At 39.2% G+C, this 17514-nt stretch carries 11 protein-coding genes, 2 tRNA genes and 3 rRNA genes; 13 read left to right on the top strand and 3 right to left on the bottom strand.

Translation table 11 applies throughout. The annotated features are described in order from the left end of the window. Nucleotides 1-8 precede the first annotated feature (8 nt). The gene (locus tag AC4CUY_RS11785) at nt 9-728 is read left to right on the top strand and encodes an MgtC/SapB family protein (RefSeq protein ID WP_336954187.1); all 720 of its coding nucleotides are present in this window, start codon (nt 9-11) and stop codon (nt 726-728) included. Nucleotides 729-1093: 365 nt separating this feature from the next. On the opposite strand, the gene AC4CUY_RS11780 is transcribed toward AC4CUY_RS11785, so the two are convergent. From AC4CUY_RS11780 to AC4CUY_RS11770, 3 genes are all read right to left on the bottom strand, one after another. Continuing rightward, a complete protein-coding gene (locus AC4CUY_RS11780) occupies nt 1094-1525 on the bottom strand; it encodes an acyl-CoA thioesterase (protein WP_336954186.1) in 432 nt (143 codons plus the stop codon). Between the two features lie 227 nt (nt 1526-1752). After that, complete coding sequence (locus AC4CUY_RS11775) at nt 1753-2556, bottom strand: OmpW/AlkL family protein (RefSeq protein ID WP_336954185.1); 804 nt, start codon at nt 2554-2556, stop codon at nt 1753-1755. A gap of 482 nt (nt 2557-3038) precedes the next feature. After that, a complete protein-coding gene (locus tag AC4CUY_RS11770) occupies nt 3039-4193 on the bottom strand; it encodes an iron-containing alcohol dehydrogenase (protein ID WP_490774147.1) in 1155 nt (384 codons plus the stop codon). A gap of 120 nt (nt 4194-4313) precedes the next feature. Here AC4CUY_RS11770 and AC4CUY_RS11765 point away from each other — a divergent pair, with 120 nt between their 5' ends. From AC4CUY_RS11765 to AC4CUY_RS11710, 12 genes are all read left to right on the top strand, one after another. Further along, nucleotides 4314-4817 (top strand): low molecular weight protein-tyrosine-phosphatase, encoded by a 504-nt coding sequence (locus AC4CUY_RS11765; RefSeq protein ID WP_490774146.1) that lies wholly within the window; start codon nt 4314-4316, stop codon nt 4815-4817. Between the two features lie 40 nt (nt 4818-4857). Next, a complete protein-coding gene (gene murB / locus AC4CUY_RS11760; RefSeq protein WP_336954181.1) occupies nt 4858-5886 on the top strand; it encodes a UDP-N-acetylmuramate dehydrogenase in 1029 nt (342 codons plus the stop codon). A 13-nt stretch (nt 5887-5899) separates the two neighbouring features. Continuing rightward, a complete protein-coding gene (locus AC4CUY_RS11755) occupies nt 5900-7048 on the top strand; it encodes a YdcF family protein (protein WP_336954179.1) in 1149 nt (382 codons plus the stop codon). Next, the gene (locus tag AC4CUY_RS11750) at nt 7048-8079 is read left to right on the top strand and encodes an alpha/beta hydrolase (protein WP_490774145.1); all 1032 of its coding nucleotides are present in this window, start codon (nt 7048-7050) and stop codon (nt 8077-8079) included. Before AC4CUY_RS11755 ends, AC4CUY_RS11750 begins: the two co-directional genes overlap by 1 nt. A 412-nt stretch (nt 8080-8491) precedes the next feature. After that, nucleotides 8492-10030 (top strand): 16S ribosomal RNA (locus AC4CUY_RS11745). 59 nt (nt 10031-10089) lie between these two features. After that, nucleotides 10090-10166, top strand: a tRNA-Ile gene (locus AC4CUY_RS11740). Nucleotides 10167-10210: 44 nt separating this feature from the next. After that, nucleotides 10211-10286, top strand: a tRNA-Ala gene (locus tag AC4CUY_RS11735). 336 nt (nt 10287-10622) lie between these two features. Then, nucleotides 10623-13513: ribosomal RNA gene (locus AC4CUY_RS11730) — 23S ribosomal RNA — on the top strand. A 167-nt stretch (nt 13514-13680) separates the two neighbouring features. Beyond that, nucleotides 13681-13795 (top strand): 5S ribosomal RNA (gene rrf / locus AC4CUY_RS11725). The 16S, 23S and 5S rRNA genes sit together here with 2 tRNA genes alongside, the layout of an rRNA operon. Before the next feature lie 399 nt (nt 13796-14194). After that, a complete protein-coding gene (locus AC4CUY_RS11720) occupies nt 14195-14587 on the top strand; it encodes a putative signal transducing protein (RefSeq protein WP_419359954.1) in 393 nt (130 codons plus the stop codon). A gap of 519 nt (nt 14588-15106) precedes the next feature. After that, entirely contained in the window at nt 15107-16306 is a 1200-nt protein-coding gene (locus AC4CUY_RS11715; protein WP_490774144.1) for a hypothetical protein, read from the top strand. A gap of 409 nt (nt 16307-16715) precedes the next feature. Further along, nucleotides 16716-17279, top strand: coding sequence for a DUF4256 domain-containing protein (locus tag AC4CUY_RS11710; protein WP_419327357.1), 564 nt, complete (start codon nt 16716-16718; stop codon nt 17277-17279). Nucleotides 17280-17514: the final 235 nt, after the last annotated feature.

The following is a 17514-nucleotide window of genomic DNA, read 5'->3' as shown; positions in this document are numbered from 1 at the left end:
GAACACCAATGCAACTCCAATTCATGCAACATCTAGAATTAGCGAATATGTTAGATTCTTTGATTAGTTTACTTGGCGCTTTTATTTTAGGAGGATTGATCGGGTTTGAGCGACAGTATAGACAACGTACTGCAGGTTTAAGAACCAATGTGTTGGTTGCACTTGGCGCTGCTATATTTGTTGATATTGCCAATAACTTAACAGGTGCTGATGGCTCGGTACGTGTGATTGCTTATGTGGTTTCTGGCATTGGATTTCTTGGCGCAGGGGTAATTATGCGTCAAGAAGGGAATATTCAAGGACTTAACACTGCTGCAACCTTATGGTGTTCTGCTGCCGTCGGTGCTGCGGCAGGCTGTGACCGTTTGGTGGAAGCAATATTGGCGACGATATTTATTTTGGCAGCCAATACTTTATTGCGTCCTATTGGGCACATTATCGATCGTAAGCCTTTAAATGTTGATTCGGAAATGCAACATGAAATTTATGTGGTTTGTCAAAAAGAGCACAGTAAATATGTTATGGATGAGCTGAATAAAGCTTTAAAGCGTTATCATTTTCCAGCCAAAGATTTTGATGTAGAACCTTTTGGTGAGCAAGATGTGGAAATTAAAGCGATTTTGATTGCGAATTCCGTTGAGGAAAAAGAAATTCAGCCCATTATTGAAATGTTAAATCAAATGCCAGAAGTGAGTCAGGCTTTTTGGGATCAAAATACGCTCGCTTGAAAGGAGAGTTTATTTTTAGGATGTCGGGGATGAGTTTTTTAAGAATTAATTTTGGCTTAAATGATATAAAGTGAACTCGACTTATCTTTAACTGATTGAAAACAATGATCTTGACAGTCTCTTACTGAGCTTTCATTCAATTTCAGGGTCAGCCTGCGGCATGCCCTACTTTTTTTCGGAGGGAGGAGCTAAGCTTCGCATGGACAAGCATTTTGCAAAGTCTTGCTCCTCACCGCAAAAATCGTCGACAACCAGCTACACATTCAATAAATCGTAGAAAGAAGACTTTATGAATGAAGTCCTGCCTCAGACTATTACGGATGACGTTTCTGAGTAGCATATTTAATCAAGAACCTATATTGAACTCAGATTATATAGTTTTGCAAAGAATCTCGCATTTTTTGTGGAATCGGGGTGCTTTTTTTTGTTTCACGTTCTACAAAAACATGGATAAAGTGACCTTGTGCTGAAGCATCATTTTTACCTTGTTTGAAAATTGCCAGATCATAACTAAGTGATGTATTTCCAATTTTTGTAATCGCTACACCAACTTCAATAATTTCAGGGTAGGTGAGTTCTTCTAGAAAATGGCAAGAAGAATTTACCACCAAACCAATGATGGGTGAATGATGTATGTCAAAGTCTGCTTTGTGGATCAATAGCGCATTTGCAGCAGTATCAAAATAGCTATAATAAGTCACATTATTGACATGTCCATAAATATCATTGTCCGCCCAACGTGTTTGGATGGGTAAGATAAAGGGATATTGGCTGCGTAATTTTATTTCTGGTTTCATTTTGATTGATTCATTTCTATAGATTAAATATTTAGAATATTTTCGCTGTCAATCACGAAGTCAATTCTTTATATGGTTTTATAAACAAGTAACTTTATAGATGAATTTTGCATTTTTTTACAAGTGTTTTGGTTAAAACATTCACGATCAAGTTTGGGCAATAAAAAAGCTCATTAATTATAACTTAATGAGCTTTTAAAATTTACAACTGATTCAGTTCAAATTGATTAGAAACGATAACCAAGACCTAAATAAGTCACGATTGGTTTAATTTCAATGCTGCTTTGGCCTGAAATTAAAGTTGTTGGTCCGCCTAACGTTGTACCATTTACATTTAATTTTGCTTTTGTTGTCAGATGCGCATATGAAACAGAAGCAGTTGCATACCAATTTTTATTGATATTGAAATCTGCACCTAGAATTGCAACAGGAGCAAACGCATCATCAACTTTAACTTTACCTAGTTCAGGTCTAAACGCGCCGATAGGTGAAGCTTTTAATGCATCATTGATTGCTGGATCAGTCTCAACATTTGAGAAATGAGCATACATCAAGCCAGCACCCACATAAGGGCGGATCTTGTTATTGATTGAACCAAAGTGATAACGAGCTGAAAGCGTTGGTGTATAAGCATCTGTTGTTGCAGCTTTATCAAATTTATTCAAATCAACTACAGTTAGGCCATGAACTTTAATGCTACCTTGACCAGCAAGTTCCATTTCAGGAGGAGCACCTAAAGTTAATTCAAGTGAAACGTTATCATTGACAAAATAATCAAGCATCAAGCCTGCAGTATCTGCATTTTGTACTTCAAAACCTGCATCAGGGTTATTAGCTTGTATATTTGCCAGAGGTCCTAAGAAAGGACTATTACCAGTTTTACCATTGACGCCTTGTCCTTTACTTTGAGGCATAACATGCAACCAACCAGCAGAAACACCAAAAGTCTTACCATCTGAAGTTGCTGCGTGAGTAACGTTGCTTAATCCAAATGCTGCTAATGGCAGAATCGCTAATGTAAGTTTTTTCATAAAATGATTTTCCAATACTATCAGTTGTCTTAATTTTCCGATTAAGATCCGGCGCGATTTTAGAGTAATTATTTTAAAAATTAAATAAAAATTAAATAAAAACTCATTACTAGGCAGTCATAAAAATAGTCATCTAATAGAGTATTTTTTTGAAAATTAATGAATTTTAAATTATTTCATTAAAAAAACTTTAAGTTTAATTGATTAAAAAATATAACAAACATTATAAGTCACGTTGATTTTTCACATATTAAGAATAACCAACTTCAACTTTAAAGTAGTTTTTGCGTGGTTACAGTTTGAGTTGAAATGTAGTCAAATTGATGAGATATACCCTATGTGCATACTATGGTTTATGTTTGTATAAGTTATATAGAAGATATTTGAAAATAAAACACGAAGATGAAATATGCTAACTTATCTCAATGTTTTATTTAGAAATTTATTTAATGTATGACTTCGTAAATGAATACTGATAACTTTTAATAAATCGTTTGATAAATTTTTAACGCATCTAAGTAGCTTAGCGGTCTTGGATTATTTTGTAAAAGACGTGTCTGAAGCATTGCATCGGATGCCAATCTGTCGAGTTGGTGTTCTTGTACATTTAAATCTCGTAACTTCAAAGCCAACCCACTGTGATCCAAATGTCTCTGCATATGATCAATAAATAAATCACACAAGCCGTCTGTGCTACCTTTACTATATGGATCAATCCATTGCATTAATTCTGCGTAATGTATTTTTGCTTCAGGCGCATTGAATTTTAAAATTTCCAATAAAACTAAAGCATTGGTATGTCCATGTGATAAATGAAAATGACCGCCCAACGGATAAGCTAAAGCGTGAACAGCACCTACTGGAGCATTGGCAAAAGCTTGTCCTGCAAGCATAGAGCCAAGTAACATATTCTGACGAGCTTCTAAATTTGTACCATCAGTTAATACTAATTTTAAATTTTTATTTAAAAGTTTAAGTGCTTGTTTAGCAAGCATGTCTGCATAAAAATTCTTTTTAATTTTAGAAGTATAGGCTTCAATTGCATGCACCATAGCATCGATACCTGTTGCTGCTGTGATATGTGCAGGTAAGCCTGAGGTAAAGGTTGCATCTAAAATTGCGACATCTGCATATAAAATTGGAGAAACAATTCCAGTTTTGGTTGTTTCACCTGTCGTGACAATAGAAATGGGCGTTACTTCAGAGCCTGTGCCTGCTGTGGTTGGAATAAGAATTAAAGGAAGGCGAGGGCCTTTGACATTATTAACCCCATAGATTTCCTGAATACTTTGTGATTGCTTTGGATTTGCCAATATCGCAATGAGTTTGGCAACATCCATAGAGCTACCACCACCGAAGCCAATAACCACATCTACTTGATTGTCTTTGGCGAATTTAACTGCCGATAAAACAATTTGCTCTGCTGGATCTGCCTGTACATCGGCATAAATTTCATAGTTTAAATTGCATTGCGCTAAAATTTTTAATAGCGGCAAATGCAGTGCGTGTTGAATCATGCCTGCATCTGTCACAATTAATGCTTTGTGGTATTGATTGCCTAATACTGTACTGAGTTCTTGGATTGATCCTAAACCTGAAATAATATTGGCTACAGTTTGGAATTGAAAATGACTCATATGTATTATCCTTAATCTATCATCACAAATTAAACATTATTGTTTTAAGGTTCTATAGGATTCGCCTGCTAAATAACTTAACATAAGACTTTATAAAAGAAATGATCATTTGAGGTTGTTATGTCATCCAAAATGCCATACAAAGTTTTATGTGTGTGCTTAGGAAATATTTGTCGCTCACCCACAGCAGAGGTGGTTTTACGACACTATTGTGATGAAAAACGATTAAATGTAATTGTGGATTCAGCTGGAACGAGCAATTATCATCCAAATAAATCACCCGATATTCGTAGTCAAAAACATGCAATAAAAAGAGGCTATGATCTTTCTAGCTTACGTGCTAGACAATTAAAAATACAAGACTTTTTAGAGTTTGATTTAATTCTTGCCATGGATCATGAAAATCTTGCGGATATACAGCATTTGTATAACCAAGCCAGTAGCCAATTTGGTCTTGCTCAAATTAAAGCTAAAATTGCTTTAATGAGTGAGCACGATTGCATTTATCCACAACAGGCGCTTCCAGATCCTTATTATGGTGAAGCTGATGGATTTGAACGTGTACTTGATCAGTGTGAATCAAGTAGTTCGGCTTGGGTACATGTGTTTCAACAACAGTTTTAATGCACGTGATTGAAATATTTTTAGGAAATAAATTTAAGTTATGAATATTGAATCACAGGTTCAACTCAAACCTTTCAATACATTGAGTTTGAGCTCGATTGCATCACATTATGTCAAAATACAATCTATTGTAGATCTTCAGCAAGCATTACAGTTTTCTAAAGCACATGATTTAAACGTTTTACTGCTTTCAGGTGGTAGTAATATAATGTTGCCTGAACATATCCATGCGCTTGTTGTTGCTATAGATATACAAGGTGTTGAATTTTTAAGCGAAGATGCAAGAAGCAAAACAATCAAGGTGGGTGCTGGGAAAGTTTGGCATGATTTTGTGTTGTGGACGACCACACAACAGCTTTATGGTTTACAAAACCTGGCTTTAATTCCTGGTTTAGTCGGCGCATCGCCTGTGCAAAATATTGGCGCGTATGGTGTGGAAGTCGGTGAATTTATTCAATCTGTGGAAGTCTATGATCGTCTATCAGCACAAACTCTTTCAATTCAAGCACGAGATTGCCAGTTTTCTTACCGACACAGTATTTTTAAAGATAATCCAGATCGTTATGTCATTACCCATGTAATTTTTAAATTACTTAAACATGCTGATTTAAAAGTAAATTATGGAGATTTAAAAAATGCGATGATGGGAGATATGAGTGCTGAAAACTTACAAAAGCAAGTGATTCAGATTCGTCAAAGTAAGCTCCCGAACCCGAATGAATACCCAAACGTGGGAAGTTTCTTTAAAAATCCAATTATTAAGCAACAAGAGTTTTCACAATTAATTGCAAAATTCCCTAATATTCCACATTATCCTCAAACAGGGAATCAAGTTAAAATTGCAGCGGGTTGGTTGATTGATCAATCAGGTTGGAAAGGTAAACAGCTTAATCAGGTAGGAATGTTTCATAAACAAGCTTTGGTATTGGTGAATTATGCCGATGCAACACTGAAAGATGTACGCGCAACGTATCAGGCAGTACAAAAAGATGTTTTTGAGAAGTTTGGTGTGCACTTAGAACCTGAACCTGTGCTTTATGATGAATTAGGGTTAATCGAAAACCATTAGATTGAGTAAATATATGGTCAAACCGCATTGGATGGTCAGATTTCTACGAATAATTGCCATATTATTTGTATTGTTCGGCTGTTTGGTCGTTTTTTGGTATACGCCATTTTATTCGACAATGATGGTTAAAATCCTAAATAGTATTGTTCCCGTTGAAGTGAATCGGGTGGCAGCAAAGAGCCAACAAAATGCTGCGCTTTCGGAGGCTGAAAACTTAGAACCTGGTTCTGATTTATGGATTGCTCGACAAGCCTATCTTAAGCTAATGGATGAAGCGATTAAGAGTAAAAATGCACAGGATTTAATCTTACTTCAGTTACGATATAAAGCCTTACAAGAAAAAATTGCTAAAGAGCAAAAAAATGAAGAACTACAACAAAATAAACCCGTAATTCCTTTAGTTTCTGAACGTGCTGCATCAGATGTTGTTGAAAATCAGTCGAGTGATGTTGTTAAAAACTTATTGGATTTAAATAGCGAAGACAATAAAGCACTAATGGATGAATATTTAACATTCTTAAAAAAACATAAAATTGATGAAAAATTACTTCAAGAAAACTCACACACATTGGCAAATGAATTGTCCAGTTCGCAGGTACAAGAAGATCTTGAGAGTTTGCCAACCAAAACCAGTGAACAACCGAAGCCCATCAGTCAGCCTTATGCAATTGTAGTCTTGGGTGGTGGTTTAACTTTAGATAAAAATCAAAAAGATATTATTGTTAATGACTACACTAAGCTAAGACTTGAAACAACCTTGGCCTTAGAAGAAAAAAATAAGCTTCCTATTGTACTCAGCGGTGTAGAAGCGCCCTATATGCAAAAATGGTTGTCTGACCGTGGTGTTCAAGCAAAATTATTAGAAAATAGGAGTATGAACACATGTGAAAATACACGTTTCAGCTCATTACTTTTACAAAAGAAAGGTGGTGCACCCACAGTATTATTAATTACCGATCGTTACCATATGCCTAGAACACGTCGGTTATTTGCATTAAATGGTATAGAAACAATTCCTGTCAATGCACCTATGCCAACTCAATTAACAGCATGGCAGCCTAGCAAACAAAATTATGATCATAGTCGTAGAGCCAATTATGAAACTTTAGCAACAATCCGAGATATGTTGTTTGGTTCGAGTGGCTGTAGAGAGGTGCCTTAATGGCAGATATTCCATTTTTAAATCCAACAATTCTAAAGCAACTCGATTTACCTATACCAAGTCGAGATACAACACCACAACTATTAGAAGCCTTAAACTTAAATCGTGAATATATTCCAAATAAAGAAATAAAATCCTATCAACGTCTTTATGGTTTTGATCAACTGGACTGTGTGCAATGGCAAGGTTTTATTGATATGCCATTGTTTAAATTACATGTGCAAGTATTCAAACCTAATATAGATAAAATAAAGGGTACTGTGTGTTTATTGCACGGTTATTTAGAACATAGTGGTATTTATCAGCCGATTGTGAAAGAAATACTTGAACAAGGGTTTAGTGTGATTACTTATGATTTGCCTGGGCATGGGCTGAGTAATGGTTCTCCTGCAAATATTCAAAATTTTGATCATTACCAACAAGTGTTACATGCGGTCTATCAATATGTAAAAAATGCAGAGCAGCTTCCGAAGCCATGGTTGGGAGTGGGGCAAAGTACAGGTGGTGCAATTTGGATGCATCATTTACTTGAGTATGCACAAAAACGTGAGAATCCAATTGTGGATCGGGTATTACTGCTTTCACCATTAGTACGACCGGCAAAAACAGCGTGGTGGCATAATTCTATTGGTTTAGGAATTATTCGAAGAATTAAAAGAGAAGTCCCTCGTCATTTTAAAAGAAATAATCATAATCCTGAGTTTTTAAGATTTGTACGCCTTAAAGATCCTTTACAGCCCAGAATGATGGGAATGGATTGGATTTTGGCAATGTCTAAGTGGATGTTAGAAATGGAAGCTTTTCCAAAGTGCCGCATTCCAGTTTGGTTGGCCCAAGGCGCACAAGACCAAACTGTAGACTGGAAATATAATATTGATTTTGTACGTCGACAATTTAGATTACAGACCCTATTGATTCTTGAAGAAGGATCGCATCAATTGATTAATGAGCGGGCGGATATACGTGCAGCATTAACGGGATTAATTCCTGCGTTTCTACATGCACAATCTTCTGGTGACTATTTTGAATGATCGATTTAGCTTACTTTTAAGCTGAATTTCTCAAATTGCTTAAAAAATGAGTGAATTATGCGGTTTTTTGAGTATTTAGATTAAAAAACAATCACACAATGCATTTTGTTGAAAATAGGGCTTGCGCTGGTTTAAAATCTGTATAGAATACGCAGCATCCCGACGCGATACAGCAAACGAACTTAGCTTAGAGGGTTAGGTTGTTAAATGTTTATTGCGTCTTATTTATCACTGACGAAGTGATAAATTAATCATTAAGAGAATATGAAGAACAACTTGTGTGGATTTTTACTGATTGATTGATCGAAATATTATCATTGATTGATTGGTTTAAATTACTCGAAGTTTATTTGAGAGAATTTGTCAGTACATTGATGAGCCAGAATTGTGACCTTAAGTCACTAATGATTTTTAACTGAAGAGTTTGATCATGGCTCAGATTGAACGCTGGCGGCAGGCTTAACACATGCAAGTCGAGCGGGGGAGATTGCTTCGGTAATTGACCTAGCGGCGGACGGGTGAGTAATACTTAGGAATCTGCCTATTAATGGGGGACAACATCTCGAAAGGGATGCTAATACCGCATACGCCCTACGGGGGAAAGCAGGGGATCACTTGTGACCTTGCGTTAATAGATGAGCCTAAGTCGGATTAGCTAGTTGGTGGGGTAAAGGCCTACCAAGGCGACGATCTGTAGCGGGTCTGAGAGGATGATCCGCCACACTGGGACTGAGACACGGCCCAGACTCCTACGGGAGGCAGCAGTGGGGAATATTGGACAATGGGGGGAACCCTGATCCAGCCATGCCGCGTGTGTGAAGAAGGCCTTATGGTTGTAAAGCACTTTAAGCGAGGAGGAGGCTCTTCTAGTTAATACCTAGGATGAGTGGACGTTACTCGCAGAATAAGCACCGGCTAACTCTGTGCCAGCAGCCGCGGTAATACAGAGGGTGCGAGCGTTAATCGGATTTACTGGGCGTAAAGCGTGCGTAGGCGGCTTTTTAAGTCGGATGTGAAATCCCCGAGCTTAACTTGGGAATTGCATTCGATACTGGGAAGCTAGAGTATGGGAGAGGATGGTAGAATTCCAGGTGTAGCGGTGAAATGCGTAGAGATCTGGAGGAATACCGATGGCGAAGGCAGCCATCTGGCCTAATACTGACGCTGAGGTACGAAAGCATGGGGAGCAAACAGGATTAGATACCCTGGTAGTCCATGCCGTAAACGATGTCTACTAGCCGTTGGGGCCTTTGAGGCTTTAGTGGCGCAGCTAACGCGATAAGTAGACCGCCTGGGGAGTACGGTCGCAAGACTAAAACTCAAATGAATTGACGGGGGCCCGCACAAGCGGTGGAGCATGTGGTTTAATTCGATGCAACGCGAAGAACCTTACCTGGTCTTGACATAGTAAGAACTTTCCAGAGATGGATTGGTGCCTTCGGGAACTTACATACAGGTGCTGCATGGCTGTCGTCAGCTCGTGTCGTGAGATGTTGGGTTAAGTCCCGCAACGAGCGCAACCCTTTTCCTTATTTGCCAGCACTTCGGGTGGGAACTTTAAGGATACTGCCAGTGACAAACTGGAGGAAGGCGGGGACGACGTCAAGTCATCATGGCCCTTACGACCAGGGCTACACACGTGCTACAATGGTCGGTACAAAGGGTTGCTACCTAGCGATAGGATGCTAATCTCAAAAAGCCGATCGTAGTCCGGATTGGAGTCTGCAACTCGACTCCATGAAGTCGGAATCGCTAGTAATCGCGGATCAGAATGCCGCGGTGAATACGTTCCCGGGCCTTGTACACACCGCCCGTCACACCATGGGAGTTTGTTGCACCAGAAGTAGGTAGTCTAACCGTAAGGAGGACGCTTACCACGGTGTGGCCGATGACTGGGGTGAAGTCGTAACAAGGTAGCCGTAGGGGAACCTGCGGCTGGATCACCTCCTTAACGAAAGATTGACGATTGGTAAGAATCCACAACAAGTTGTTCTTCATTGATGTATCTGAGGGTCTGTAGCTCAGTTGGTTAGAGCACACGCTTGATAAGCGTGGGGTCACAAGTTCAAGTCTTGTCAGACCCACCAAGTCTACTGAACACAGAAGAGCAGATATATTAAGATCTTAAGCTGGGGACTTAGCTTAGTTGGTAGAGCGCCTGCTTTGCACGCAGGAGGTCAACGGTTCGACTCCGTTAGTCTCCACCACTAATTACAGACTAAGTGATTACAGAACTTAGTAAGCCGATAGCTTATTAAGTTCTGTGATTTATCACAGTTAACTACTCGCTGACGAGGCGGTAGTGAATCATTAACAGAATATATTTGAGTTGAAATAATTGTTTAACTCGTTTTAGTTGATGTTAGCAAGCAATTGTTAATATTGAATGAAATGAGAACTAGCGATAAAACTGAATCAAGCGTTTTGGTATATGAATTAAATTGAAGCTGTATAGTGATTAAATTCACAGGCAACAAATAGAAGTGGTTGAATCCACATTGTTGATCCTCCTTGTAGGGATTAGCGACTGTTTGGGGTTGTATAGTCAAGTAATTAAGTGCATGTGGTGGATGCCTTGGCAGTCAGAGGCGATGAAAGACGTAATAGCCTGCGATAAGCTTCGGGGAGGCGGCAAATATCCTGTGATCCGGAGATTTCTGAATGGGGAAACCCACTTACCATAAGGTAGGTATCGCATGATGAATACATAGTCATGCGAGGCGAACGAGGGGAAGTGAAACATCTCAGTACCCTTAGGAAAAGAAATCAATTGAGATTCCCTCAGTAGCGGCGAGCGAACGGGGATCAGCCCATTAAGTTATATGTGTTTTAGCGGAAAGCTCTGGGAAGTGCTACCGTAGAGGGTGATAGTCCCGTACACGAAAGGGCACATATAATGATGACGAGTAGGGCGAGGCACGTGAAACCTTGTCTGAATATGGGGGGACCATCCTCCAAGGCTAAATACTCCTGACTGACCGATAGTGAACCAGTACCGTGAGGGAAAGGCGAAAAGAACCCCTGTGAGGGGAGTGAAATAGATCCTGAAACCGCATGCATACAAGCAGTGGGAGCCGACTTGTTCGGTGACTGCGTACCTTTTGTATAATGGGTCAGCGACTTATATTCAGTAGCAAGGTTAACCGTATAGGGGAGCCGTAGAGAAATCGAGTCTTAATAGGGCGTTTAGTTGCTGGGTATAGACCCGAAACCGGGTGATCTATCCATGAGCAGGTTGAAGGTTGGGTAACACTAACTGGAGGACCGAACCCACTGTCGTTGAAAAGCCAGGGGATGACTTGTGGATAGGGGTGAAAGGCTAATCAAACTCGGTGATAGCTGGTTCTCCCCGAAAGCTATTTAGGTAGCGCCTCGGACGAATACCATAGGGGGTAGAGCACTGTTTCGGCTAGGGGGTCATCCCGACTTACCAAACCGATGCAAACTCCGAATACCTATGAGTACTATCCGGGAGACAGACTGCGGGTGCTAACGTCCGTAGTCAAGAGGAAAACAATCCAGACCGCCAGCTAAGGCCCCAAAATTATAGTTAAGTGGGAAACGATGTGGGAAGGCATAGACAGCTAGGAGGTTGGCTTAGAAGCAGCCACCCTTTAAAGAAAGCGTAATAGCTCACTAGTCGAGTCGGCCTGCGCGGAAGATGTAACGGGGCTAAAACTATATGCCGAAGCTGCGGATGTATACTTAGTATACGTGGTAGGGGAGCGTTCTGTAAGCCGATGAAGGTGTATTGAGAAGTATGCTGGAGGTATCAGAAGTGCGAATGCTGACGTGAGTAACGACAATGCGAGTGAAAAACTCGCACGCTGAAAGACCAAGGGTTCCAGTCCAACGTTAATCGGGGCTGGGTGAGTCGACCCCTAAGGCGAGGCCGAGAGGCGTAGTCGATGGGAAATTGGTTAATATTCCAATACTTCTGTGTAATGCGATGAGAGGACGGAGAAAGTTAAGTCAGCCTGGCGTTGGTTGTCCAGGTGAAAGGCAGTAGGCATGCATCTTAGGCAAATCCGGGGTGCTCTATGCTGAGAGCTGATAGCAAGCTAGTTTACTAGCGAAGTGGCTGATACTATGCTTCCAGGAAAAGTCTCTAAGCTTCAGTTACACAGGAATCGTACCCGAAACCGACACAGGTGGTCAGGTCGAGTAGACCAAAGCGCTTGAGAGAACTCTGCTGAAGGAACTAGGCAAAATGGTACCGTAACTTCGGGAGAAGGTACGCTGCTGACGGTGATAGGACTTGCTCCTTGAGCTATTGGCAGCCACAGAAACCAGGCCCCTGCAACTGTTTATTAAAAACATAGCACTCTGCAAACACGAAAGTGGACGTATAGGGTGTGATGCCTGCCCGGTGCTGGAAGGTTAATTGATGGGGTTAGCGTAAGCGAAGCTCTTGATCGAAGCCCCAGTAAACGGCGGCCGTAACTATAACGGTCCTAAGGTAGCGAAATTCCTTGTCGGGTAAGTTCCGACCTGCACGAATGGCATAATGATGGGGGCGCTGTCTCCAGCAGAGACTCAGTGAAATCGAATTCGCCGTGAAGATGCGGTGTACCCGCGGCTAGACGGAAAGACCCCGTGAACCTTTACTGCAGCTTGACATTGAACTTTGATCTTACTTGTGTAGGATAGGTGGGAGGCTTTGAAGTAGTGACGCCAGTTGCTATGGAGCCATCCTTGAAATACCACCCTGGTAATATTGAGGTTCTAACTCTGTCCCGTTATCCGGGACGAGGACCATGTCTGGTGGGTAGTTTGACTGGGGCGGTCTCCTCCTAAAGAGTAACGGAGGAGTACGAAGGTGCGCTCAGCGTGGTCGGAAATCACGCGTAGAGTATAAAGGCAAAAGCGCGCTTAACTGCGAGACCCACAAGTCGAGCAGGTACGAAAGTAGGTCTTAGTGATCCGGTGGTTCTGTATGGAAGGGCCATCGCTCAACGGATAAAAGGTACTCTGGGGATAACAGGCTGATACCGCCCAAGAGTTCATATCGACGGCGGTGTTTGGCACCTCGATGTCGGCTCATCTCATCCTGGGGCTGAAGCAGGTCCCAAGGGTATGGCTGTTCGCCATTTAAAGAGGTACGCGAGCTGGGTTTAGAACGTCGTGAGACAGTTCGGTCCCTATCTACCGTGGGCGTTGGAAATTTGAGAGGATCTGCTCCTAGTACGAGAGGACCAGAGTGGACGAACCTCTGGTGTACCGGTTGTGACGCCAGTCGCATCGCCGGGTAGCTATGTTCGGAAGGGATAACCGCTGAAAGCATCTAAGCGGGAAGCCTACCTCAAGATAAGATTTCCCTAGGACTTTATGTCCTCTAAAGAGCCGTTGAAGACTACGACGTTGATAGGTTGGATGTGGAAGTGCGGTGACGCATGAAGCTGACCAATACTAATTGCTCGTGAGGCTTGACTATACAACACCCAAGCAGTTGTATACGAAGCATCATTTGATTCATAAAAGATCAAACATACTTGATTTAGTTGTAAAGCTAGTTAAAATATTCAACTCAAATGTTCTGTTAAACTCATTTGGTACGAAGTAAGGCATTTAAATAAGACCCGAACAAGTCCATAACAGTTTGCTGGCGACAATAGCAAGAGTGAACCACCTGATCCCTTCCCGAACTCAGAAGTGAAACCTCTTAGCGCTGATGGTAGTGTGGGGTTACCCATGTGAGAGTAAGTCATCGCCAGCTTTTAAATCTAAAACACCCCGGTCTCGTTAGAGACCGGGGTGTTTTTTTATACGTGAAAGAAAATAATAAATAGTAAGAATAAGATGTAAATTTTGTTGTTTTATATCCTCATCAAAATATAGAAAAGTAGGATAGAGTTACGACAAACTATAGTTATGGGTGACTTAAGCAGAATAGGATAAAATTTAAATAATTCATAATAATTTTTCTATTAGCTCGGAAGAATTTGTACAGGAATTTAAAACCTATCTATCCTTCAACGTATTTCCTTATTTTTTATGAAATTTGCTTTGCTTTGACATAGCTTAAAAAATGAAAGTATCAACTGAATAAATTTATGCAATATACAGTTAAATGAATTGAGCTTAAAATTCAATTTTATTTCTGTTAGGTGTTCTTATGCAATGGGTGGTCGCTGAAACATATTCATTTCCTTACGAGGCTCAGATTGCCAAAATACAATTAGAAGCAGCTGAAATTCCAGCACGTATTGAAAATGAACACACCATTAACATGGATTGGCTTTACTCCAATGCTTTGGGTGGTGTGCGACTGTTAGTTCCTGAAAGCTATGCAGAAGAGGCTAAAGGATTACTTACCCAAGATTTTAGCCAAGAATTAGAACAACAGTTTGGAGCAAGTGAAAGTTGCCCAAATTGTGGTAGTAGTGATATACAGTCATACACACAAGGAAAACGTCCCGCTTATTTGGTTTTTTTACTGCTTGGTTTTCCACTCTTTTTTTATAAAAATGGAACGAAGTGTAAAGAGTGCCAACATTTTTGGAGCTAGTGCTATATTGGTAAATTGGCAAGATATTTTAAATAAGCAAACTTTAGATCAAATAAATCACTTTCTAGAAAATATCGCAAAATTTGATCAATAAAACCAATGCATCATTCAACAGGATTTTGAAGTTGGAGGGGGTAAAGAAAATGTGGATTTTCATATTAAAGAATTAGGTGATGATTTTTTATTTTTACCAAATTATATTTAACAGGGCGTGGGCTTTATCCAGATGGAAAATATGATACATCATATTTTACCATCTTTGATTATACTGTTAATCAGAAATTATCTGATCAGCTGATTGTGGTCAAAATAGATCATCAAGGTCATTTAGACCATCTAAGTATCTAAATTGGGAAAGTTGAAATATAGAGCTAAACCTAACATGTTCATATTTTTGTTAAAATGTAACAAAGGCTAAGCTTTGAACTTGATATATTCTATGTAGAGTTTATTTGCACAATCATAAGTACTTATATTTGCTGAAATCTGAACACTGCAATTTACAAATAATGGATGAACATGGATAGAAATACTCCCATTTATGTTTCTTTAATAGGTACAAATAGCCATCAGATAAAAATTCCAGCAGGGCAAGGAAGCCTCTCAATTGGTCGAATCGGAATGGACAAGAAAAAGGTTGATGTTCTTGTCGATGAAAATGCTGTAATCAATTGGGATGCTTTTAATATTTTTTATACGCCACATGGTCAACAAAATCCGCATTTGTATCCTTATGGAAATTGGCCGAGATTTTTTTATTATTGGGGAAATGATCAGGGTTTTATTGAATGGTCGAAGAAAAGAGTAATAGAAGATTTTTCTTGGCGACCTACGCAAGCGATTTGTCTAGATTTAAGTCATGCTCAAATTCATAACTTTTCAATCAAAGCAGACGAACATCCAATCATACTGGATTTAAGTCATCCTGATGATGAGAATAAGAAGGCGTTATATTCGCTTCATTTGGCTGGTCATATTGAGCATTTTGAAATTATTACCACCGCACCATATCCCCATATTAGAATAGAGCCAACAACAAACCAAGATCCAATGATATCGGCATACCATCTTCCTGTTATGAAAAATTTAGCGGCAATAACTTCGTTAGATTTAACTGTTAAACCTTTAGGCCAAGCTTTTGATTGTGGAAGTTTATTACAGTTTCCTAACTTAAAAAATCTAAACTTAACTGGGAATATAACCAATACAACAAGTTTAAAACAACTTCACCGACTTGAACGTATTGGGATACGCTATGCCGTAAATTTGGAAGGCTTTCCAGCTTTAAATACTTGGGAAAATTTAACCTCCTTCATTGGATGGAATATTGATGAAAAAATAGGGAAAAGGTTAAATGCTGAATTAAAGCATTTAGCTAAAGAAAAGCAATTGGATTATTCTTCGGTGTCTAAATTGAGGAGTTCAATATGGTTTACCAATGAATATGGGATTCCATTTGAAAATTGGGAAAGCTGTAATGCAAAAATAGCGATCAAAGCATATAAATTTGCTTTAAAAGAAATCTCCAAGGCGAAGACGAAGCAAGATGTGGAGGAGGTAATTATTGAACTTGTAGCGATGGTTAATACATTGCCCAATATTGAAACTGTTGAAAGAGAAGATATTGGTCTTGCTATACAGCAACTGGTTGAAGCTTCAACATTAGATATAGATCAAGAAACAGTGAATACTTGGTTTGATGAAATACGAGATTTTTAAAATATTTTATTGTTAAGTAAAAAATGACAAGATTTCTTGCTATTTTTAAGATTAGGATTAGAAGTTATATTCCATAGCTAAGTTGATAACAGTTTTTGTTCTCTATATGCAACTGTCTCATTACTTTTTTTAATTAATAATTGCGTAGAAGCGAGCTTGCTTATTGATATTGTAGTCAACGCTAATTCCATAACTTATGATCGCCATGGCCATTTTTTTGTCATTGCAAAAATATATTTAACTTTAGTTGAATTGGTATAAAAGGAATTGCATATGCAGAGAAATTCATTGAATTATCAGTGCCACACTGTTTAATTATTCCAATTCCGTATGTCTAAAAATTGGATTTGGTTAGGCTTGAGAGATAATGCTATGCTAATAAAGACTTAAAATAAGGCAGTAAAATAAAATGACAAAACAGCAAGAAAAACATAGTCCGTTACAAATTGAAAATCTATTAAAAACTTTAGAACAGCGCTTTCAACAGCATATAGAACGACATGCACAAGTGAGCTGGGATTTTATACAAAGACAACTTTTGCTTTGTCCTGAAAAGCTACCGGCTTTACAACAAATGGAAATGACTGGCGGTGAGCCTGATGTGGTTGTTTTACCGAATACAGAAGGTCTGTATTTTTTTGATTGTGCAATTGAGTCGCCAAAAGGGCGGCGTAGCATGTGTTATGATCGAGAGGCGTTACTCAGCCGCAAGGATCATCCTCCTGAAGATACGGTGATCGATTGGGTGCAGAAGCATGCTTTAGCGCTAATGACTGAACAACAGTATTATACCCTACAACAAATATTCAATTTTGACTTAAAAACATCCAGTTGGGTCGAGACACCAAGAGTATTACGTGAGCAAGGTGGCGCGATCTTTTGTGATCAGCGTTATGGGCGTACATTTACTTATCATAATGGTGCTGCTTCATATTATGCGAGTCGTGGTTTTCGAACCTATATTAAACTTTAACCGTTTAAAACTGAGATAGTGAAATCCTAAGATTCTATCGAGCTTGTTTTTATTTTTTTGTTTAGAATATAACTCCTGTCATAGCCTATAGTCAGCTTGTCGAAAACTCAGACACAAGAATATAATTTCTCTTAATTTATATTTTTAATTAAATCAATTGCATGAGTAAATAAAGTGTTTCATTATAAAAAAGCTTGCAATACCGCACTTTACATTAAAGTTTAAATAGTTTTGT

This window comes from Acinetobacter sp. 778_lipA (assembly GCF_058242985.1).
Note: the sequence above shows the minus strand (reverse complement) of the source record. Positions and strands in the feature narration are given on the sequence as shown.